This is a genomic window from Sphingobacterium cellulitidis (genome assembly GCF_043187465.1).
GTDB lineage: Bacteria > Bacteroidota > Bacteroidia > Sphingobacteriales > Sphingobacteriaceae > Sphingobacterium > Sphingobacterium cellulitidis.
The window spans coordinates 3,919,113-3,941,766 of record NZ_CP171136.1 but is presented as its reverse complement, the minus strand read 5'-3'; the positions used below and the strand labels follow the sequence as shown (position 1 = coordinate 3,941,766).

At 38.0% G+C, this 22,654-nt stretch carries 18 protein-coding genes and 1 tRNA gene; 6 read left to right on the top strand and 13 right to left on the bottom strand.

The genetic code is table 11. The annotated features are described in order from the left end of the window. Positions 1 to 9: 9 nt before the first annotated feature. Both ACF3OC_RS17245 and ACF3OC_RS17240 read right to left on the bottom strand, forming a co-directional pair. On the bottom strand, positions 10 to 3,216 hold the full coding sequence (locus ACF3OC_RS17245) for a TonB-dependent receptor (protein ID WP_182499101.1): 3,207 nt from the start codon (positions 3,214 to 3,216) through the stop codon (positions 10 to 12). Between the two features lie 323 nt (positions 3,217 to 3,539). After that, positions 3,540 to 3,611 (bottom strand) — tRNA-Glu (locus tag ACF3OC_RS17240). A 114-nt stretch (positions 3,612 to 3,725) separates the two neighbouring features. Between ACF3OC_RS17240 and ACF3OC_RS17235 the strand changes: the two genes are divergently transcribed. Beyond that, positions 3,726 to 6,212, top strand: coding sequence for a family 20 glycosylhydrolase (locus tag ACF3OC_RS17235; protein ID WP_392470143.1), 2,487 nt, complete (start codon positions 3,726 to 3,728; stop codon positions 6,210 to 6,212). A 66-nt stretch (positions 6,213 to 6,278) separates the two neighbouring features. Here ACF3OC_RS17235 and ACF3OC_RS17230 read toward each other — a convergent pair whose 3' ends face one another. Further along, positions 6,279 to 6,992, bottom strand: coding sequence for a class I SAM-dependent methyltransferase (locus ACF3OC_RS17230; protein ID WP_392470140.1), 714 nt, complete (start codon positions 6,990 to 6,992; stop codon positions 6,279 to 6,281). Between the two features lie 88 nt (positions 6,993 to 7,080). On the opposite strand from ACF3OC_RS17230, the gene ACF3OC_RS17225 reads away from it, so the two are divergent. Then, positions 7,081 to 7,953, top strand: coding sequence for a LysR family transcriptional regulator (locus ACF3OC_RS17225; RefSeq protein WP_094280599.1), 873 nt, complete (start codon positions 7,081 to 7,083; stop codon positions 7,951 to 7,953). Positions 7,954 to 8,001: 48 nt separating this feature from the next. On the opposite strand, the gene ACF3OC_RS17220 is transcribed toward ACF3OC_RS17225, so the two are convergent. From ACF3OC_RS17220 to ACF3OC_RS17205, 4 genes are all read right to left on the bottom strand, one after another. After that, positions 8,002 to 8,721 (bottom strand): hypothetical protein, encoded by a 720-nt coding sequence (locus ACF3OC_RS17220; protein WP_392470137.1) that lies wholly within the window; start codon positions 8,719 to 8,721, stop codon positions 8,002 to 8,004. 142 nt (positions 8,722 to 8,863) lie between these two features. Then, positions 8,864 to 9,352 carry a 6,7-dimethyl-8-ribityllumazine synthase gene (ribH, locus tag ACF3OC_RS17215; protein WP_094258453.1) on the bottom strand — a complete coding sequence of 163 codons (489 nt, stop codon included), beginning with the start codon at positions 9,350 to 9,352 and terminating at the stop codon, positions 8,864 to 8,866. Between the two features lie 153 nt (positions 9,353 to 9,505). Then, positions 9,506 to 10,183, bottom strand: coding sequence for a tetratricopeptide repeat protein (locus tag ACF3OC_RS17210; protein ID WP_094258454.1), 678 nt, complete (start codon positions 10,181 to 10,183; stop codon positions 9,506 to 9,508). Positions 10,184 to 10,265: 82 nt separating this feature from the next. Next, complete coding sequence (locus ACF3OC_RS17205) at positions 10,266 to 12,191, bottom strand: nucleoside-diphosphate sugar epimerase/dehydratase (protein ID WP_094280597.1); 1,926 nt, start codon at positions 12,189 to 12,191, stop codon at positions 10,266 to 10,268. A gap of 128 nt (positions 12,192 to 12,319) precedes the next feature. Between ACF3OC_RS17205 and ACF3OC_RS17200 the strand changes: the two genes are divergently transcribed. Both ACF3OC_RS17200 and ACF3OC_RS17195 read left to right on the top strand, forming a co-directional pair. Next, complete coding sequence (locus ACF3OC_RS17200) at positions 12,320 to 13,531, top strand: alanine dehydrogenase (protein ID WP_094280596.1); 1,212 nt, start codon at positions 12,320 to 12,322, stop codon at positions 13,529 to 13,531. Between the two features lie 2 nt (positions 13,532 to 13,533). Then, entirely contained in the window at positions 13,534 to 14,400 is an 867-nt protein-coding gene (locus tag ACF3OC_RS17195) for an alpha/beta hydrolase (RefSeq protein ID WP_094280595.1), read from the top strand. 4 nt (positions 14,401 to 14,404) lie between these two features. Here ACF3OC_RS17195 and ACF3OC_RS17190 read toward each other — a convergent pair whose 3' ends face one another. The 6 genes from ACF3OC_RS17190 to ACF3OC_RS17165 form a co-directional block, all read right to left on the bottom strand. After that, positions 14,405 to 15,451, bottom strand: a complete 1,047-nt coding sequence (locus tag ACF3OC_RS17190) for an ABC transporter ATP-binding protein (RefSeq protein WP_094280594.1) — start codon at positions 15,449 to 15,451, stop codon at positions 14,405 to 14,407. 60 nt (positions 15,452 to 15,511) lie between these two features. Beyond that, positions 15,512 to 16,306 (bottom strand): outer membrane beta-barrel protein, encoded by a 795-nt coding sequence (locus tag ACF3OC_RS17185; RefSeq protein WP_392470132.1) that lies wholly within the window; start codon positions 16,304 to 16,306, stop codon positions 15,512 to 15,514. A gap of 1 nt (position 16,307) precedes the next feature. Continuing rightward, entirely contained in the window at positions 16,308 to 17,096 is a 789-nt protein-coding gene (locus ACF3OC_RS17180; protein ID WP_094280593.1) for a hypothetical protein, read from the bottom strand. After that, entirely contained in the window at positions 17,093 to 17,548 is a 456-nt protein-coding gene (locus ACF3OC_RS17175) for an RNA polymerase sigma factor (protein WP_371128718.1), read from the bottom strand. Before ACF3OC_RS17175 ends, ACF3OC_RS17180 begins: the two co-directional genes overlap by 4 nt. A gap of 160 nt (positions 17,549 to 17,708) precedes the next feature. Further along, positions 17,709 to 18,119 (bottom strand): tRNA (adenosine(37)-N6)-threonylcarbamoyltransferase complex ATPase subunit type 1 TsaE, encoded by a 411-nt coding sequence (gene tsaE / locus ACF3OC_RS17170; RefSeq protein ID WP_094280591.1) that lies wholly within the window; start codon positions 18,117 to 18,119, stop codon positions 17,709 to 17,711. Positions 18,120 to 18,130: 11 nt separating this feature from the next. Beyond that, positions 18,131 to 19,684: a response regulator gene (locus ACF3OC_RS17165; protein ID WP_094280590.1), complete on the bottom strand. Its 1,554-nt coding sequence runs from the start codon at positions 19,682 to 19,684 to the stop codon at positions 18,131 to 18,133. Positions 19,685 to 20,328: 644 nt separating this feature from the next. Between ACF3OC_RS17165 and ACF3OC_RS17160 the strand changes: the two genes are divergently transcribed. Both ACF3OC_RS17160 and lpxD read left to right on the top strand, forming a co-directional pair. Further along, on the top strand, positions 20,329 to 21,591 hold the full coding sequence (locus ACF3OC_RS17160; protein ID WP_182499098.1) for an HD domain-containing protein: 1,263 nt from the start codon (positions 20,329 to 20,331) through the stop codon (positions 21,589 to 21,591). A gap of 17 nt (positions 21,592 to 21,608) precedes the next feature. Further along, the gene (gene lpxD, locus ACF3OC_RS17155; RefSeq protein ID WP_094280588.1) at positions 21,609 to 22,646 is read left to right on the top strand and encodes a UDP-3-O-(3-hydroxymyristoyl)glucosamine N-acyltransferase; all 1,038 of its coding nucleotides are present in this window, start codon (positions 21,609 to 21,611) and stop codon (positions 22,644 to 22,646) included. Positions 22,647 to 22,654 lie beyond the last annotated feature (8 nt).

Below are 22,654 nucleotides of genomic sequence, written 5' to 3'. Positions count from 1 at the left end.
TTAAAATAATTAGAAGGTTAATCCTATTCCAAATACAACTTGTTTCATGGTAGGGTAGTTGGTTCCACTTACCTCTGGGTCAAAGCCTTTATATTTGGTAAAAGTCCAGAAGTTTTCCATCGACCCAAATACACGTAAATTTTGAACAGCGATTTTTTGAGTTAATGCATTCGGGAAGGTATAGCCTAACTGAATGTTTTTAATACGCATGTATGCTTTATTCTGTAACCAGAAATCACTGTTGATTACATTTCGTGTATTGTTATAAGGTAATAACCTTGGATAGGATGCATCTGTTCTTCCTTCTGTCCATCGTCCATCTATGATTTCTTGGTTCAATTGGTATCCCCATCTCACTGTTGGAGTATAATGTAAATCTGTATACACTAACTTGTTTCCAGCACTTCCTTGTAGAAAGACATTGAAGTCAAAGCCTAAATAATCAAAACCTAAGTTGAATCCATACGTAATTCTTGGCGCAGTACCATGTCCCATGGCTACTCGGTCCAAATCATTGATGATACCATCATTATTCGTGTCAACATATAAGATATCGCCTTTCTCAGGTTTTCCGTATGCCGCAAATGGATTTACTTGCTGATTGGTTTCAGGATTAATAGGAGCATTTTTGATCATATCTTCCACCAATTGTAGGTCAGCATCCGTTTGGATAATCCGGTCTGCTTTTAAAATGAATTGTGTATTGATGGCATAACCCTCTTGTAGTAAGTTGGCTCCTGAAATTGAACGATCCTCACCTTTGAATTTGATTACCTTATTGTCAATAAAAGTGAAGTTTCCACTAACGTTAAATTTAAAGTTCTCACCAATTTGACCGCGATAAGCTAAGTTGGTTTCAATACCTCTATTTCTAACTTTTGCCGCATTAGTTCTTGGAATTGATGCATCTCCAACCACCATTGGCGCAGGTAAGTTGATCAGAATGTTATTTGTAGTCTTATCAAATACATCCACACTTCCACTTAATTTGTAGTTCAATAAATCAAAATCCAAACCTAGGTTGAGAACATTGGTGCTCTCCCAGGTCAGTAGGCTATTGCTCAATCCTGTTTGTGCAAATCCTACATACAACTGGTTGTTTAGGATGTAGTTCGCAGAAGAATATAGGGTTTGATATTCATAGTTGTTAATACCTGAACTGTAGAAAAATACATCATCTACCGTTCCGTTATTTCCTAATGAACCATAAGAGGCTCTGAATTTTAAAGTTGGCATCCAACTTACGTCATAGAATTCCTCTGAAGAGATTTTCCAACCCACTGATGCTGAAGGAAATGTTCCCCATCTACTCTTGCCACTCATGAACCTTGATGAACCATCCGTTCTTAAGTTTGCCTCCAATAGATACTTATCATCCCAAGACAAATTCAAACGACCGAAATAAGAACGCATAGTCCAGTCTGTAATGTTTCCAGAAGCGGAAGCATCCAGCGTGGCAGCATTTAATACGCTCAAGGATGGGTCAATTAAATCTAATTTAGACGCAGCGAACCAGCCATCTTTTAGATATTCCTGGCTGGCACCCACCATTACTTCATATTTTAGACGATTATCAGCGGCGGAGTTTTCATACTTGGCAATACCATCCATGTAATAACGATAGGTTTTTACAGATTGATTGGTCACCGAGCTTCTTCCTGTTCCTGCTGTAGCAACCGAATTGGTCAAGAAATTCCAACGATCGTTAAATACGGGTTGTCGATAAATAAAGTCATCATTGTAGGTATAGGTATAAGATCCTTCAATGCTTAGTCCTTTGATAGGTTTTAATTTGGCAAAGAATCTACTAACAAATCTATTCTTGTTGATATCGCCTTTTTGAGCATATAATCGATGTAGGATATTGTTAGATTGAGGATCGTCTTCCGGGTTGTTTGGAGATCCAAATCTGCCGTCAGGTGCACGAAGAACCATGCCTGGTGTGCTTGCTGCAGCATATAAAAACACATCGTTGATCACATTTGTACCTATCATGGTTTTCGAAACAACTCCATTGATGTTTGTCCCTAAAGTCAACCAAGGCTTGACGTCAGCTTCTAAATTAATCCGACCTGTATGCCTATTGTAAGTCGCCTGTTCAACGATTCCTGGATTATCTAATAAACCATAGGAACCGAAAAACTTAATTTTTTCACTTCCTCCAGTAAAGGATAAATTATGGTTTTGTGATATTTTGTTTTGGAACAGCGATTCCACCCAATCTACATTGGGATACATTAATGGATCGCCGTTTTCATTGGCACGCCATAGATCTATTTTCTCTTGAGAAAAGATAGGTTTTGCATTGGCATCCCCATTTTTATAACCTTCATTCACCAATTCCATGTAATCCGCATAATTGGAAATCATGGTCATGACATTTGATGGCTTTTGAGATGAAAAGTAATTGTTATAGATTACTTTGAAATCATCGTTTTTACCCTTTTTTGTCGTAATTAAAATGACTCCATTTGCCGCTCGAGATCCATAAATGGATGCCGAAGCCGCGTCTTTTAATACCGAAATACTCTCCACATCTTGTGGGTTGATTAGGTTCATATCCCCAACAACACCATCGATTACAACCAAAGGATTGGCATTATTCAGTGTTCCTTGTCCCCGCACTCGTAAAGAGCCACCATCAGCACCCGGACGACCTGAACCCTGTGTAACGGATAAACCAGGGGCTTGACCTGCTAATCCTGATGACAAAGAGGTAATCGGTCGGCTACCTACAACATCTGACATTTGAATCGATGATACCGCTCCAGTAAGGTTCTCCTTCCTTTGAGTACCAAATCCGACTACGACAACTTCCTCAACATCTGTAGATGAGGCCTGCAATGTGATTGTTAAAAACCCAGTCCCTTGGAGCGCAACATCCTTGGTCCCATAGCCTACAGAACTAACCTGAAGGACAGAATTAGCCGGAACACTCGCTAATTCAAAATTTCCATCAGCATCTGATTTGGTGCCAATATTTGTTCCTTTCAGTTGGATGGTCGCCGATGAAATTGGATTCCCATTCTCATCAACAACCTTTCCCTTTATGCTTTCCTGGGATTTGGTAATTACTGATTCAAGAACATCATATTTAATTTCATGAGCCTGGATTTGTTGGACTGAAGCCAAACAAATGGATAGCAATAGGGGCCAGCTCACCTTTGGCTTGAGCTGCCATACTCCCTTTTGCAAAAGAGTAAAATTACGTTTCATTTCGTTGATAGTTTATATATGGTTATCTTAATAAATTGGATATAAAATCCAAGATAATCCACTCTATAGCCTATTCAATAAAAATTTCACGAAAACGATTTCTTGAAATCAATCGAAATCCAATAAAAAGCCAAAAGAAAAAGATATTAAAAGAATAAGAATACTTCCCCCACATCACGACAAGAAATTCATTCTGAGTGGCTAAAAAAAAGAGAAAAAAATTGGTAAACTTTATTTAGGAATGGACAGCCCCCATAGGTCTTAATACTAAATACTAACTACTAAATACTAAAAAAGCGACTTATTTGAGTCGCTTTTTTCTGTAGCCCGTAGGGGAATCGAACCCCTGTTTCAAGAATGAAAATCTTGCGTCCTAACCCCTAGACGAACGGGCCGGTTTGTTTTCCGGTGTGCAAATATAGAATTTACTTTTTGTAACACAAAATATTTTTTATAAAAATTGCTCATTCCCATTTAAGATGCTATTTTTAAGCTGTAAATAACAACTTATGAAACTAATTAAAACCCTAAGTATCTGTGCTATTCTTTTGGCGTCCTTCCATGCGAAGGCCCAACAGAAAAACCTGGAAGTAAAATGGGATTTCAATGAAAATTATAACCCAAAGGATAATCTCGCCCTGAAAATCATCGTTAAAAACAATGATTCGCAGACTTTGAACCTGAAAGGAAAAAACCTTTGGTTCAATTCCATGTATCCTATTGAAGAGAAAAATACCGGCGATTATTCCATTCACAACCGAAATGGTAATTTATATTCCATTGATTTCACAGATCAATTTAGCATAAAGGGCAATGATTCCTTAGTCATTGACTATAAATCACCCTATCCAATTACACACACTTCCTTGACTCCAAATGGTTTCTATTTACAGGACCGTAACAATCCTAAGGAAGTAATCAATATTGGACATCCTCAAGTTTTGCCTTTGCAACTTTCCGTGGAAGAGCAAAACAAATTCCTCAATGAGTTATTCGAGAAGAATGCATCCAGAATTTCGAAGGGATCTCAATTGATTCTGCCTACACCTGCTCATATAAAAGTTGGAAAAGGACAATATAAATTCGATACGCAGGCAACTTATTATGTACATGAACATTTCAATTTTGCATTGCAGCCATTCCAGGAATTAGCTGGACAATTAAGTCAGTTGACATTTGTTGGCGGAAATGAGAAAGATGCAAACATTAAAGTTCTTTATAAGGAAGGGTTAGGGGCAGAGGAGTATAGCTTAAAAATCGATGCCAAGGGCATTAGCATTGAAGCTACGGAAGCAGCAGGAGCATTCTATGCCTTACAGTCAATCAAGTCCTTATTGACGGCTGATCAACTCAGAGCCAATGGAGCGGTGAGTCTCCCATATTTGGAGGTTCATGATAAACCAAGGTTTGAGTACCGTGGATTCATGATGGACATTGCCAGAAACTTTAAGGGTGTCGAAACTATCAAGAAATACATTGATGTGATGGCACAATATAAGGTTAACAAGTTACATCTGCATTTTATTGATGACGAAGGCTGGCGATTGGAAATTCCTTCACTGCCAGAACTTACGGAAATAGGTTCTAAGCGATCTCCTTTCTATCAGGATGGTTCGAGCATTCAACCTGCCTATGGTTCTGGAACTGAGGTTACAGAGGGTCACTTCTTAACCAAGGCTCAATTTCAGGACTTGCTGAAATATGCGGCATCAAAATATATTACCATTATCCCAGAGATTGAAACGCCTGGACATGCTCGGGCAGCGATCAAATCCATGGAGACACGATATAATCGCTTGATGAAAGCGGGCAAAACTAAAGAAGCGGAAGAGTTTTTATTGTATGAAGCAGCTGATAAATCTGAATATAGCTCGGCCCAATATTGGGATGACAATGTGATGAATCCAGCTTTACCTTCTGTTTACCACTTTTTAGATGTAGTCCTGGACGATATTAAAAAGATGTATGATGAAGTCGGCTTGAAGCTTGAGGTAGTTTCGTTGGGTGGTGATGAAGTACCTGCTGGTTCTTGGGAAAAGTCTCCAGCAATACAAGCCTTGATGCAGAAAGAAGGTTTCAAATCTGTTTATGAAGTATGGCCATATTACGTGAAGAAAATCAATGCGATTTGTGCTTCTAAAGGCCTGACCATGGCTGGATGGGAAGAATTCGGAATGGTAAACAAAGGCTCAGGAATGGTTGTGAATGATGAATTGGCTCATTTAGGAATGCACTTGGATGTCTGGAATAATGTGATTGGAGGAGGGCATGAAGATCTAGTTTATAAATTAGCTAATGCTGGATATAAAACTATCTTTATCAGCGCCGCCAATTTTTATCTTGATATGGTTTGGGATCGTGATTTTAGAGAACCTGGCTTGAAATGGGCAGCAATTTCTGATCTGTACCATTCTTTCTCCTTATTGCCAGAGAACTTCTTCTCCAATATGGTAATCACAGAACCTGGAAAGAAATTAGAACCTAAATATATAGCTTCCAAAGTGCGATTGACAGAAAAGGGAAAATCCAACTTGTTAGGAGTTAAAGCTGCATTATGGGCAGAAACCGTCTTAACACCTGAGCGAATGGACTATATGCTATTCCCTAGGATGTATGCACTTTCAGAACGCGCTTGGGCACCCAAAAGAACCTGGGAGGATGATTCTAAATTCAATAAAAAAGCATTCGCAAAAAGCTATTCTGATTTTGTAAATAAAGTCGGGTTATTGGAACTTCCTAAACTTGACTTGATTGCTGATGGCTTCAATTATAGATTGCCTTCAGTAGGTGTGGCTCAACAAGGGAATCTACTGAAAGCAAATATTGAATATCCTGGTTTTGATATCTATTATACCTTGGATAGTTCAACCCCATCGGCCTCTTCTCAAAAATTCCCAATCAAGGGATTGAAACTAAAGAAAGGCGACAAGATCAATCTTGCAGTAGTGGATGATAAGGGTAGAGTAGGAAGAGTATCCAGCTATCTGGTTCAATAAAATTAAATCTAAAGAATCCAGTTTTTTCGCGGAAAAACTGGATTCTTTATTTCAATCATCTTCATTCTATTTAAATCCTATAAATGAAGCAAAACACAGGTGTTTATGTAGAACATCCACCATCTTAAACCCAACTTTCTCCAATAATTGCAATTGGTAAACTAGGGGTCTGGGTGAATCCTCTTTTTCTATATATGCAAAAACATGTTTTTGGTATTCTTGATCCTTCAAGTTAATCAGAAAGTCCCCATAAAGATCTTGATAAATAAACTGTTGTATCGCGGGGATATTTTGTTCAACCATATCAAAAATCCAGATACTTCCACCGGGGCCTAACAGCTTATATAGCCTCGCAAATGATGTTTCCCAATCGGCATCATCTCGTAAATGGTGTAAAACCATGGTCGCAATAATTACATCATATTTTCCTTCTGTAAGTTCAACCGTTCTAAAATCACCCTTGAAAATTTCTACTTTGCCTTCAGTATGTTCTTCAACCCTTTGTTTTGCTCTTTCCAACATGGGCAAACTCAAGTCTACAAGGTCTACATTAACTTTCGGATTGGTCTTCATTAAGGTTTTAACCGCATAATTTCCTGCCCCGCAGCCAATATCCAATATATACCCTAAATCAGGGTAAAGGTTCTTTATACCGTCTGTAATAAGCTCCATATTTAATACAGCGTCGATCGTATTGGCTTGACTTGTCTCTAAATTGGAAAATCGTTCTACATCCGCATCAAATCGTTGTTCAATCTCTTCTAAACTTGATTTATTCATGATCTATTTGTTTGATACTCAAATTTATCTCTTTCAGTTATACCTGAAAAATACTATTTTTATCATAGGATAATACCTTACAGGTATCATGGAACTAAGACATTTACATTATTTTAAGACCCTAGCCGAAGAATTGCATTTCGGGCATGCTGCGAAAAGATTATTTATTTCACAGCCACCTCTAAGTCGACAGATCAAGGAACTTGAACTGGAACTTAAAGCTGAACTCTTTATTAGAAATAATAAAAAAGTGGAACTCACTGAAGCTGGAAAGTATTTCTATGCTCAGGTTGATGCCATGATCAGTCATTTGGAGATAGTCAAGAATACAACCCGGTTGATTCATGAACAGGTTTCTGGAGAAATCCGCCTTGGTTATATTAGTTCCACACCAAAGCAATTTATCGCCAATATTCTAGAGGATCTAAAAATTACCTTTCCCTTGCTTCAGGTAAATCTGATTGAAGCTTCAAGTATGGTTCAGGTAAAATCTTTGCTTAATGGTAAGCTGGATCTAGCCATCATTCGTGGCAAGATCCCTGAAAATAATATTCAAATGAAATTATTGTTTAAGGATGAATTATGTGTGGTTGCTCCATTGAAAAACTTTGGAAAATTCGCCCTTGATGAAATTAAATCCATGGATTACATTTCATTTAATAATGACTATGCACCAGATTATTTTAAGTTGAGTGAGGAACTTAGCCAAAAGCTGAATTTTGAACCTAAAATAAAGCATCAATGCAATAATATGAATGCTATCCTGGAGCTGGTGCGGTTAAAGGTAGGCTATGCTATTGCCCCATTTAGTATTGTTCAATCCAATAAGGATTTAACGATTATCAAATCTTCCGAAATTCAGAAAAAAATTGAAAGTAATGTTTATCTGGCTTATCATGCGGATAATTCCAGCATGGGGATGAGGCAAATCCTGGATAGGATAGGCAAACTACAAAAATAAAGGTCTCCCAAATTTTGAGAGACCTTTAATATTTATCTATATTTTACCTTAGAACGTTTTAAATTTCTCAGGTTCCAATTCCGTAAATGAGGCTACTTTTTGATAAGTGATACTGTCTGCATTCGCCTTAAAGGTAGTAGGAAGGATCAATCCATTCCCGATATCCTTATAGCCATTTACTAAATAACTTTTATTATCCATATCCAAACGTTTTACCAATCCAGATTCTTCGCTGACATAGAAACTTCCAGAATTACCCAAGAAATTGGAAAAATCTAATTTTTGAAGCTTCTCCGCATTGATAATCTTATTGCTGGACTGGGAACTGATATTGGAGGAAAGAATACTGATAGGTAAGGATAATACCTTTAAATCAATATTATATTGTCCAATCAAATCCTGTAAAACATTTCTAAAGTCTTGAGCTGATATTTCAGCACCATTTTCATTATAGATATGATTTAACTTCTGGCTTTGAACATTCAACAAGGCAACTACATTTTCATTGTTCAGGGTGCCTTCAAAACGTACATTCCCAGATTGTTTGTCCAATAAGAACGTCCTGTTCCCGCTAATGGATGGATATTTACTATTTCCAGAAACGGTAAACATAATATATTTGGTGCTTTCCCATTTCGATTTGCCCCCAACACCATTCCAGATCTTGTCCATGATATTGTCAGACTGTGCTGAAAGCATTGCTGGCGAAATTGTAAGTGCAGCAAATATTAAATAGATATAGAAAACTATATTCTTCTGTTGTTTCATAATACTGAATTTTGTGATAATATGAGAGGAATTCACTACGTGCATAATTCTGCAACCCCAAAATCAAATTGGGAATGATTGAGTTGCTTTGTTCGTATGTGTATTTTGTATCATAACCTCCTAGTTATCAAAAACAATACCATTAATGATTTTTGTGGATTAGGCCCATTTGAATTGCCGTAATGGCAGCTTCTTCACCTTTATTTCCATGTTTACCTCCAGCTCTATCCAAGGCTTGTTGCTCATTGTCTGTGGTCAACACCCCAAAGATTACCGGTTTATTGTATTTTATCCCTACTTGCGCAATCCCGTTTGCTACCGCATCACAGATAAAGTCAAAATGACGGGTCTCCCCTTGAATAACACAACCTAATGTGATCACGGCATCTAATTCTTTATTGCGTAAGGCAATATCACTGCCTGAAATCAATTCATAGCTTCCAGGTACTTCAATCAATTCAATGTTCTCTTCCTTCGCACCATGGTTCAATAAACCTTGATATGCTCCATTTAATAAGGCTCCTGTAATTTGTGCATTCCATTGCGATACTACAATCGCAAACTTTAAATTTTCAGCATTACCCACTGCTAAGTGCGAAAAGTCAGAGAGATTCTTTAAGGAACTTGACATACGTATATAATAAAAATAAAGGGCTACCTTTTGGTAGCCCTCAAAGATAATTAAAATATTTTTGGTATCTGTTGAAGCTTGATTGGTTGTAGACCAACCTTGTCAATTTCTTCAATAAGGTCAAACCTAAATCCTAATTCCTAAATCCTGAATCTATTGTTGCTTTGCTTGAACGCGTGCAAGAAAGCTGTCAATTGTAGTGGATTCAGCACTCTCAGGAAATTCATCTCTGATACGTTGGTATGAGATTTCAGCATTTTTGTAATCCTGTAATTCTTCATATACCAAACCTAATTTCTTTAAGAAAATTGGAGTTGTGTAAGCGTTGCTGCTCTTGTCAGCTGCTTTCTTATAATAGTTTGAAGCTTTATCGTAGATCTTCTCTTCCGAATAAGCATCGCCTAATAATCCAATTACCAATGGATCTAATACTTCACTTCCTGTTTCAGTATATTGTTCCAAATATTTGATTGCCTCTTTGAAGTTTTTCTGACGTAAGTATAAACCTCCTAGATAAGCATTCGCAATGTTCGCTGATTTTGTGTTTGAATACTCATCAGCAATTTCTTTAAATCCTGGGAATGAACCATCACCATCGATTGCTTTCTTCTGTAATGAATCAATCGTAGCATAGTGTTCTGCTTGGTACATTTGGTTAGCTGCCTTCTCTGCTCTTGGCGCTAGATAAAAATTCTTGTATCCGAAATAAAGGAGGATCAATACAATGATACCTGCAACTATAAAGATGATACTCTTTTGATTTTCTTCGAAAAATGATTTCTTCGGCCCTGTTTTAATCGCTGAAGAACCGTTTTGATTATTTTGTGACATTCTTAGTTTTAATAGATTACGGAACGCAAAAATACACTTTTAAAGAATACTTGCAATAATTTAGGAAAAATATTTAACAGCATTAGGAGTTCGCATTCACCATGTTTTCTTTATCCAATTGTTCATAAATCGAGTTCTGGCTTTTGAATTCCGGAACCATAACCTTCATCTGACGAACAATATTCAGATTATTATTGCCTTCCAACTGTTTGGAAAGAACTTGGATTTCATTTTTAACCAAATTGAAATCGTTCTCGCGCACCTTCGCAATCATGATTTTTTCATGGTGCGTAGGCATTGTGTTCTCCAAGTCATTCAATAATTCTTCGTATAATTTTTCACCTGGTCTTAAACCCGTGAACTTAATATCAATATCTTTGAATGGGGTGAAACCAGATAAGCGGATCATTTTCTTGGCCAGATCCACAATCTTAACAGATTTACCCATGTCAAATACGAAGATCTCACCGCCATTCCCCATATTACCAGCTTCAATCACGAGTTGACAAGCCTCTGGAATAGTCATGAAATATCGGGTGATATCTGGATGGGTAACCGTTACTGGACCTCCCTTTTCAATCTGATCCTTAAACCTCGGAATAACCGATCCATTCGAACCCAAGACATTCCCAAATCGCGTGGTAATAAAACGTGTCGCTTTGATTCCATTTACTGAGGATAAGTATTTGTTCAAGGATTGAACATACTTCTCCGCAATTCGCTTCGTCGCCCCCATAACATTCGTAGGGTTGACCGCCTTATCTGTAGATACAAATACAAATTTTTGAACCTCAAACTCTACAGCTAAATTCGATAGGAGATAGGTGCCGAATACATTCGTCTTAACACCCTCACTTGGGTGATTCTCCATCATTGGAACATGCTTATAGGCCGCCGCATGATAAACATAATGCGGTTTGAAGGTCTCGAAAAGCAAACGCATCCGCTCCTCACTACGAATATCAGCAATATAAGTATGGTAGATCTGATTCTTGAATTGATCTTGAAGATCTAGCTGTAGATTATGTAATGGTGATTCCGCCTGATCACATAAGATGATCATCTGCGGTTCGTATTTACCCAACTGTTTTGAGATCTCACTCCCAATTGAGCCTGCCGCTCCTGTCACCAATACCCTTTTGCCACGCAATTGATCCATTAATTTCTCATTCGAAATCTGAATTGGAGCACGCTCCAGTAAATCCTCAATTTTGATTTGCTTGATCTGTGCTGGAGATAAATCCCCGTTGATGATTTTACTTACCGGCGGCAAGGTCAATACCGTAATATTATGTTCTAAGGCTTGGTCGATTATATTGTTTTTAACATCAATATCAATATTGGAGGAAGCAATGATCAATTCATCCACCCCGAATTTATGGGCGGCACGAGAGAAATCCTTGGAACCATAGATTTTTAAACCATCGATGGATTTTCCAATTTTCTCCTCATTATCATCGATATATGCTACAATAGTTTTCTCTGAACGAAAGTCATGCTCAAAGGTTCTTTTTACTGCGATTCCTAAATCCCCAGCACCATATACAATTGCATTCTTACGACCGTTCCGGGTTGATTTCGTGTATTGAAAGAAAATCTTGATACAGGTTCTATAAGTGGTCAATCCGGTGAATGCAAATAAGGCATAAATAATAATCAGGTTTGTAGGAATATTGATATGTATTTGTAACGCAATAAAAATCAATTTCGCAATAAACATGATGATGGAAGTAAAGACAATCGTCGATAAAATCCGAATGGAATCTACCGCAGAAGTGTACCTCACAATACCACTATAAAGCTTGAAAACCAAAAATGAAATGGCGGTCAAAGTCATGCAAAATAAGAACTCAATAGAGAAGTCCGTTTTAGAGAAAGAATCAACATTAAAGTTGTTGTAGAGGGTAAATGCCAATAAAAAGGCACAAGCGGAAACTGCTATGTCGAACATGAAGATAATCCATCTAGGAACAATCTTGATGTGATTCAACGGCTTAATTATTCTCATCCTAACGGGTTAGTTTGTAAACGTACGATTAATATAGTTTATATATTTAATTTTAACCAAATATAATCCTTAACCTTTATTTGTTGAAATATAATTACGTATTTTTAACATGCATTATATTTACATAAATGATAAATGTATCAAAATTAGCGCAAGAAGGCATTTTACAACCTAAGGAAGCATTGCTGTCAAAAGACAGAAAGAAGGGAAGTCTAACAATTGGTATACCTAAGGAAAATACATTCCAAGAAAATCGTATTGCATTAACTCCACTTTCTGTTGGCCTATTGGTTGAAAATGGTCATGATATCTTAATTGAATCGGGAGCAGGGGATGCATCCAATTTCTTGGATCATCATTACAGTGAACAAGGGGCACGTATTGTTTACGACATAAAGGAAGTCTATAAAGCAGACTTGATCATCAAAATATCAAGCCCAACCCTCAAAGAGGTGGAATTGATGAAAAACAGGCAAGTCCTGTTTAGCTCGCAACAACCTTCCTTGATGAAACTGGAAGTGTTGAAGGCATTGATGAAAAAACAAATCACCGCTTTATCATTTGAATATTTACAGGATGAGGGTGGACATTTGTCGGTGGTTCGTGCCATGAGTGAAATCGTTGGGGCTACTTCCGTCCTTATTGCTGCCGAATACCTGTCGAATGTATTTGATGGTAAAGGCCTGATGTTAGGTGGGGTGACGGGTGTTCCGCCAACTGAAATGGTAATTATTGGTGCGGGTACTGTCGGTGAGTTTGCCGCCCGAACGGCTATCGCATTGGGAGCCCAGGTAAAGGTATTTGATAGTTCAGTATATCGCCTGCGTCGCTTGCAGAGTAATGTCGGAAGCCGAGTATTTACTTCCGTCGTCCAACCTATTGTCCTCAATAAAGCCGTTCGAACCTGTGATGTGGTCATCGGTGCCGTAAGAGCTCGTAATGGTCGGACGCCATGTTTAATCTCTGAAGATACGGTCTCCAAAATGAAACCTAATTCCGTGCTGATTGATGTCAGTATTGACCAAGGTGGTGTTTTTGAAACCTCTGAAGTGACCAACCATGATAAACCTACCTTCAGAAAATACGATGTCATTCATTATTGTGTTCCCAATATCGCCTCTCGGGTGGCTCGAACAGCAACCTATGCGCTGACCAATATCTTTACGCCGATCTTGATCGAGATTGGTGAAGCAGGTGGAATGAATAATATGATCTGGGCTAATCAAGGTATTCGAAGTGCTATTTATTTGTATCACGGTAATCTAACTAATAAAGACATGAGTGATAAATTCCAAATCCCTTGTAAGGATCTGAATCTTATCGTCATGGCGAATCTCTAATTATGAAAAAATTTGTATTCCTTTTTATTCTAAGCATGATTGCATGGCATTCGAAAGCCCAAGATACTGGGCAAATGAGGTATTTATATGGCAAGGCCGAAATACCTAAATCTACGGTGAAGTTTGATTCCCTTGATGAATTTGATAAACCTAAAATTTATGTTCATAAAGCAGAACATGAAAAAAATGACTTGGTATTTTTGGTAATTCCAGGTGGTGGATACGCTGGCGTGGCCATCAATCACGAAGGTCATGATGTCGCCAAACGCTTGAATGACATCGGCTATTCGGCTTATGTTCTTTTTTACAGACTTCCTAAAGCTGAATTTATGGAAGACAAACGCTTTGGTCCTTTACAGGATGCTCAATACGCACTAGCACAAATCCGAGCAGAAAATCCTAAAAAGAAAGTCGTGGTTATTGGATTCTCTGCGGGAGGACACCTCGCTGCAACCCTTTCTAATTTGTATGATCGTCCGCAAACCGATGAACTAAAGAAGTCAAACCTTAAACCTGATTTCTCAGTGCTTTGTTACCCGGTAATCTCCATGGACGCTGCAATTACCCACCAAGGTTCTAAAAACAACCTTATTGGTCCGGATTTTAAAGATGAAGATGTGGAGTTGTTTTCTTTGGAAAAACAGGTCGATAAAAATAATCAACCTACTTTCTTAATGAGTGCCAAGGATGATAAAGCAGTTCCGATTGAAAATAGCTATAACTATAAGAAGGCTTTGGATCAGTATAAAATTCCAAATATGATCTTTACCTATGAAGAAGGTGGTCATGGATTTGGCTTGATCAATAAAACTGACTCTAGAGATTGGTTTGCAGCCATGATGGATTGGCTAAAAACCGTCAATAAATAATTTATTACTGAAATGAATGGTAGGAAGATACGAGAATGTTTATTCTCGTATTTTTTTTGACCTGAGCTTTTGGAAATTGAATCATATGCATGGTCAATTCCTCATCACCCAAGATAATTTCATTATAAAATCCTCGGAACTTAACATCTTTTATCCAAAATGGACCGTTTGGATCTTCCTCATAGCTGACATGTTCTTGTAAAATGGAAATAATGTTATTACTCTCGATGTTAATTCGTTTTGCCAATTCTGGGGTCAAAACATTACTCTTTGCCAAAAGTCTTGCAGTATAGGCCGTATGTGGCGTATTATATAACTCTTTAGGATTGCCGAAGTCCGCGATTTCACCAGCTTTCATCACCAATAAATAATCTGCCATAGCCAAAACTTCTGCCGGATCATGGGATACCAAGATCACTGTTAAACCAGTGTTGCTAACAATATTTTGGATGTCCTGCTGTAGTTCATCCCTGAATGCCGCATCAACCTGATTAAAGGGCTCGTCCATTAACAAAACCTCCGGATCATTGATCAAGGCTCTTGATATAGCAACCCGCTGTTTTTCACCTCCACTCAGATCCGCAACGCGTTTCTGAGCTAAATGATCAATCCGCAATTGCTCCAAGACCTCCTGGGTTCTTCTTGCTTTCAATTCCAGATTGGTATTGGATAATTGAGAAGCCACATTATCCCAAACCTTGGCATATAAGTTTAAATCATCAAAGCCCTGGGATACTAATTTCATGGCATCATGCCCCGGAATCAATTTGTCCTTCCGCGTCGGAACCAACCAGCCTCTATATCTTATTTCACCTGAATTCGGTTCCAATAAACCATAGATCAATTTCAATAAGGTACTTTTTCCACTTCCTGACTCCCCAATAATGGCCGTAATTTTTCCTTCCTCAATCCCAAAATTGACATGCTTTACAGCCGTAACCGTTAAATTGCCCTCAAAAATTGCGGATACATCCTCTCCATGGATCAAGGGAAGATCAGGCTTTTGGACATCAGAAAATATATATTGACAAGAGTTAGATTGTTGAGCCATAAAAAATGTCGGGCTTTTTGAACCCGACACAAAAATACAGTTTACGAATCTATTTTTCTATTAAAAACCTAGAGTCAAGCCAAAAGCCAAGTTTCTTACACCTTCTTGAGCGGGACTTTTCTCGAATAAATCGTTGACATAATACTTCGCAAATAATCCGAAATCATCATATCCTATCCGAATAAATGGACCATATTGAAAGGTTTGTAAGTTATAAGTGTCCTTGAATTTTTGTTTTCCATTATTATCACTTTTCAAACGTTGGGTTCCCTTTAATAAAACCCCAGTCATCGCTCCAAAAGCTAGTTTTAAGCGCTTGCCATTATGCAATTCTCTACTTCTTAACTCAAATGATAAAGGTAGGCGAAGGTAGGTCGATGTAAAAACATTCTTGGAATAATTCGCATCCGGATCCAATGGTTCATAGGTCAATGGCGATACATTCTCCTGCAAAAGTACATTCTGTTTCAATCTCCAATAATTCCATTCAAAGCCGGCAGAAAGATAAACTTTAAAATTATCATTAAAGCGAACCCCAAATTGGGCAATATCAAAACCAAAATTGGATGCTTTTTTATAACTCAGAAACTGGTTTTCCTCCGATAAGGTAAAACTTCCATTGTCAGATAGTCTCGAAAGTCCCCAATCTATACGGGTGAAAGTTATTCCACCGTAAGTGCGTGGATAATGGATTTCTTTTCCATCATCCTCCTTGTTCTCGTCTTCTTTACCAATGGTAATCGAGTAGCTTGAACGTTTGCTGGAATCCCTTTTTTCCTCAACCTCTTGAGCAAATCCTGTTTGGCTAAAATAACCTACAGCTAAAATTAGTAGTGAAATAGTTTTTATATTCATGTTATCTTCTGGTTTTTGCAATGCTATTAAATAAATCTACGGTAATCGAGCCTTCTTCATCGGAATTGAATTTCACCGGTTTGGTCGAAGGATTCAAATTTTCCGAAAGGGTATTTAAGATATTTGTTAAAATGGTTTGCTTTTTCTTGGGTTGTTTTTTAGCCTCCGCATACATTAGCTCTTCCTGCTCGATAATGTTTACCAAAGGTTGAATCGGAGCCACCTCAGCGGCAGCCATTTCCACCTGCTTCTCTTGATCCACTTCCTCTAATTGGATATTCGATAAAACCTTCATCTCTTCCATTGGTGTTAAGACCAGAATAGGTTCATCTTTCTTTGAAGACGTTTTTTCTTGATCTACGGCTTTGATGTTGCCTTCTATATCTGATTTTACCTGAATTGGAGTCTTGCTGGACGCAATTTGATTCTGCGGTTTAACGGTATTCGAAGCCTCTGAATTTGATTCTACTTTCGAAATTTCAGCCGAAGCTTGTTCTTGTTGCGATTCTATAGGTTCTTCCGGGATGATAGCTGGTTTATGTTCTGCTATGATACTTGGTTGAGCTGAATCTTCATTTTCTTGAAATAAGAATAACTTGCTGCTGATTCCTAGGGCAAGCAGAACACTCGCCGCGATAAACCAAACTTGTAGGTTGTTCTTCTTTTTCAAAGACACAATTTTTTCCGCCTCCAGATTGTTTTCTATGCCTTGCCAAACTGATGCTGGGGGAGTAATTTCCTGATCTTTGAGACCGTCTGAAAATAACTTGTCTACTTCTTGACCTTTCATATTCCTAATTCCTCCATTTTTTGAATTCGTTCTTTTAACCAGGATCTCGCTCTTGATAGTTGAGACTTGGAACTGCCTTCACTGATTTCTAGCATCTCCGCAATTTCCTTATGGTTATACCCTTCGATCGCATAGAGATTAAATACTGTACGATATCCCATCGGGAGTTTCTTTATTAATGCCAATAAATCTTTGTAGTCTAAATGGGTTAAGGAAAAGCTACCCGCTTGTTCGATTTCATGACCTGTCAATTCTTCCGTTGACAAGAAACGAACCTTGTTTTTGCGATGACTTTCAATGGCCGTATTGACCATCACCTTGCGAATCCATCCTTCCAAAGACCCTTTACCTTCAAAGAGCTCACATTTTTTGAAAACCTTTATAAAACCATTCTGAAGTATATCTGCAGCATCGTCCTGGTCTTTTGCGTATCGGATACATAAAGCATACATTTTAGCTGAAAAGTATTGGTACAGCTCGGATTGAGCCTGCCGATCCTGCGACTTGCATCTTTCCCATATTTGTATAACTTTATTAGGCTCCAATTTAATGTGATCTGGTTTTAATGTAAAGACGCCAACCAGCCTAAAAGGGTTGCAATAGAAATATAAATTATTTTAAAATTATTGTTCTACTCTGATCATCAGAGACTTCTATTTTTACCAAGGCGGCATCTTCGGGAATCAAATTAGGGATTTTCTCCGGCCATTCTATAAAACAATAGTCCCCTGAGTAAAAATATTCTTCATATCCTAAATCAAAGGCCTCCTGTTCTTGCTTCAGCCTATAAAAATCAAAATGATAAATAGGTCCATGTTCAGAACGGTATTCATTGACAATGGAAAAGGTAGGACTGGAAGTGCTGTCCTCAACCTGAAGATGTTCGCAAATTGCTTTTATAAATGTAGTTTTTCCAGCTCCCATAGGCGCTTGGAAAACAAAAACTCTCTTGTTGCCCGCTTGGTCAATCAGCCATTTCGCAGCATCTGCCAAACCCTCTGGATTCGCAACTTTAAACTCCATCTCTTAATCTATTATTTTGGACTGTATGTAATAAAAGGAATAATCATCTCCTCCAAGGAAATACCCCCATGCTGAAAGGTGCCATTGAAGTAATGGACGAACTTATTGTAATTGTTCGGATAAACAAAATAAGTATCCTCCTTCGCAAAAACATAGGTAGAACTCATGTGTACACGTGGTAATTGGGCATCTACAGGGTTCTTGATTACAAAAACTTCCTTGTCGATATAATTCAGGTTCTTTCCTTGTTTATAGCGTAAGTTGGTATTGGTGTTTCGGTCACCAATGATCTTACTAGGTTTTTTAACGCGGATAGTCCCGTGGTCGGTAGTCATAATGACCCTTACATTTTTTTGCGACAACCACTTCAACACATCCAGAAGTGGGGAATGTTCAAACCAAGATAAGGTCAAAGAACGGTAGGCTGCTTCATCGTTCGCCAGCTCCCTGATCATGGCCATGTCGGTCCGTGCATGGGATAACATATCCACAAAATTGTAAACCAGAATATTCAGGTCATTCATCATGAACTTATTGATGTTTTCCAAAACATCCTTCCCTTGTTCCATGGTTATAATCTTACTGTAGCTATGCTTGATATCTCGGCGGTAAACTCTTTTAATTTGGTCGGCCAGGAATACATCTTCGTAAAGATTCTTGCCACCCTCATCGTCATCATTCTGCCACTCATTAGGAAATCGTTTTTCCATTTCCAAAGGCGTTAATCCGCTAAAGATTGCATTTCGTGCATATTGAGTTGCCGTTGGCAAAATACTATAGTAGCTGTCCTCTTCCTCTACCCGATAATAATCGGTCATCACTTCATTGATGACTTTCCATTGATCATATCTTAAGTTATCAATCAAAAAGAAAAAGGTTGGTTTATCAGCTTCCATCTTCGGGAAGACTTTTTTCTTAAATAATTGATGGGATAGGGTAGGACCATCTTCAGGGTTCTTGATCCAGTGTAAATATTCTTTTTCTATGAATTTTGAGAATAACAAATTGGCTTCTGATTTTTGCATGGTCAGAATTTCATGCATTCCGGCATCTTCCAATTTCTCCAATGATAATTCCCAATAAAGGAGTTTCTTGTAGGCATCTACCCATTGTTGGAAATTGAGGTTATCGTTCATGCGCATACCCAATTCCCGGAAATCTTGTTGATAGGCCATTGAGGTACGTTCGGAAACCAATCTTTTGTTTTCAGTGAACTTTTTAATGGTCAGCAAAATTTGCTTAGGATTAACGGGTTTGATTAGGTAATCATCAATTTTGGCACCGATTGCATCTTCCATCAAGTGTTCCTCTTCATTTTTGGTCACCAAAACGGTGGGAATGGAAGGATTGATGGCTTTAAGCTTGTCAAGAGTTTCCAAACCTGTTAATCCAGGCATATTCTCGTCTAAAAATACCAGGTCAAAAGGTTCGTTCTGAAATGCTTCAACAGCATCAGAACCATTATTTACCGTTTTTACCTTATAGTCTTTTTGTTCTAGGAGGAGGATATGAGGTTTTAAAAACTCAATTTCATCATCAGCCCAAAGTATGTGAATTTTCTGCATGCTTTATTCCTTAGGAAAGCTAATTTACGGCTTTTCAAAGGATTTGTCCTGCTCTTTTCGTTTTAATGTTGATGGTTTGAGGAAATATTTCACAATAATTCTGTTCTCGATTCGATAAGGATATAAAGTAGGTGAAAATTTTAATCAAGTTATGGGATACGCCGGACAAGAATCGGATCTTCCTCGGACCTTCTTCGGACCTTAGTCGGGTAAATTCGAACAAGGTCCGGAGTAGGTCCGATGTAATTTTGAATTAAGTCCTTATTTAACACGATTTTTAAATAAAACGTAGGTTAAAATGTTGTTTTGTGACAAAATTTGTCAATTTCTTTAATATCGATACTGGTTTATGTTTAAACGTGAAATAAAAATACTGTGATTCGATATTAATGCTTGATAATCTGGTTGTTGTGTGGGGTTTAGTGGGGTTTTCGATTGGGTATTAGGGCTAGGTTTTAATGGATAAGTGGAATAAAATTAAAAATGTTGTAACTGATTGTCGGTATTTAGGTTCAATTTCAACCTTTTTGGTTTTTTTTTAACATTAATTAAGTACCATGTATGTATCTTTGCCCGTATCTTAGCCATAATATACAATGTAGTACATATGGATTAGGCTGGGTTTTTAACTCTATTTTAGGCATTTGAACAAGAAGAAAATAATAAATGATCCTGTTTACGGTTTTGTTACGATCCCGTCAGGGTTTATTTATGACCTCATCCAACATCCATTCTTGCAAAGACTTCGCTACATCAAGCAGGTCAGCATGACTCATTTGGTTTATCCCGGAGCATTACATACTCGATTTCAACATGTTGTAGGTGCAATGCATCTGATGAGCTTAGCCATTGAAACTCTGCGTGGAAAGGATGTGCCGATTTCCGAAGTGGAAGAAGAAGCTGCTTTAGCGGCTATTCTCCTGCACGATGTAGGGCATGGTCCGTTCTCACATTCCTTGGAACACACCCTGGTGGAAGGCGTTTCGCATGAGCTTATCTCTGAATTATTAATGGATAAGTTGAATGAGGAGTTTGCAGGGAAATTAAATCTGGCAATTACCATATTTAACGATCAATATCCCCGTAAATTCTTGCACCAACTGGTATCGAGTCAATTAGATACAGATCGGATGGATTATTTGAATAGGGATAGTTTTTTTACTGGTGTTTCCGAAGGAGTGATATCCTTTGATCGGATTATCAAGATGCTGAATGTGAAGGATGATGAACTGGTCGTTGAAGCGAAAGGGATTTATTCGGTAGAGAAATTTTTGATTGCCCGGCGATTGATGTATTGGCAGGTTTATCTTCATAAGACAGTGATTACTGCCGAACAGATGTTGATTAAAGCATTAGCCAGAGCCAAGGAGTTGAGTAATAGAGGGGTTAAGTTGTTTGCAACACCTGCCTTGGATCATTTTTTGAATAATAAAATAGATAAGCAAACTTTTCTTTTAGATGAGTCGCATTTGGAATGGTTTACTCGTTTAGACGACACGGATATTTTATCGGCAATAAAAATTTGGGCCAACCATGACGATCAGATATTGAGTATGTTATGTTCCAAATTAGTGCGACGAGAGCTATTCCGAACTGAATTAAGCAATACGCCATTTTCAGAAGAATATGTGTCAGACTTGAAAGCAAAAGTGAAGTTGAGATTTAATCTTTCTGAAAATGAATTGGATTATTTATTTTATCAACAGGTGATTGGAAATAATGCATACGACTCTTCGGTCAGTAAGATTTGTGTCTTGATGAAAGATGGGCAACTGCTGGATATTGCAGAAGCTTCTGATTTATCAAACATCGAGTCTTTATCTAGACGCGTTGAAAAATATGCCATTACCTACCCTAAGGAAATAGGGTTGATTTCTTCGAGCCCACAAATGATTATTAACAATTAAAATACAAGTATTACTTAATGCAATTTACCGCGGAACAAATAGCGACATTATTAAAAGGAAAAGTAGAAGGGAATCCTGAGACCTTAGTGGACCAGCTGTCTAAGATTGAAGAGGCTGGTGCTAAGAGTTTGACTTTTTTGGCGAATCCGAAGTATGAACACTATATATATGATTCAGGTGCAGGGATTATAGTTATCAATGAGGATCTTCCCTTGCAGAAGCCTGTAAAATCAACCTTAATTCGTGTAAAGAATGCTTATTCGGCCTTTACAGAGTTGTTGAAATTATATGATGCCATGAGAAATGAAAGAAGTGGCATCGATGAACAAGTTTATATCCATGAAAGTTCTAGTATTGGTCAAGAACCATATATTGGAGCATTCAGTTATATCGGAAAGAATGTGGTTATCGGTAACCATGTGAAAATCTATCCTCAAGTTTATATTGGGGATGATGTGAAAATTGGAGACAATACGGTTTTGTTGCCGGGTGTTAAGGTATACAAAGATTGTGTTGTAGGAAATCGCGTGATTATTCATGCCGGTTCAGTGATTGGAAGTGATGGATTTGGGTTTGCTCCAAAAGAAGATGGTTCCTATGATAAAATCCCACAGATTGGGAATGTTATTATTGAGGACGATGTTGAAATTGGTGCTAACACTGTGATTGACAGGGCGACCTTAGGTTCGACTCGCATTTTGAAAGGGGTTAAGTTAGATAACCTTATACAGATTGCACATAATGTTGAGATCGGGGCGAATACAGTAATTGCGGCACAGACCGGAGTTTCAGGTAGTACCAAAATTGGTGAGAATGTGGTGTTAGGTGGTCAGGTTGGTGTTGTTGGCCATATTAATATTGCCAAAGGAAGTCAGGTGCAAGCACAGTCAGGTATTAATCGTTCCATCTTGGAAGAGAACAAGAAATGGGGAGGCAGTCCGGCATTTCCATACAACAATGAGCTTCGTTCCCAGGTGTTATATTCCAAGCTTCCTGAGCTTGAAAAACGCATTGCGGAGTTAGAAAGGCAATTAAATGATAAAAATAATAGCTAACTTTACAG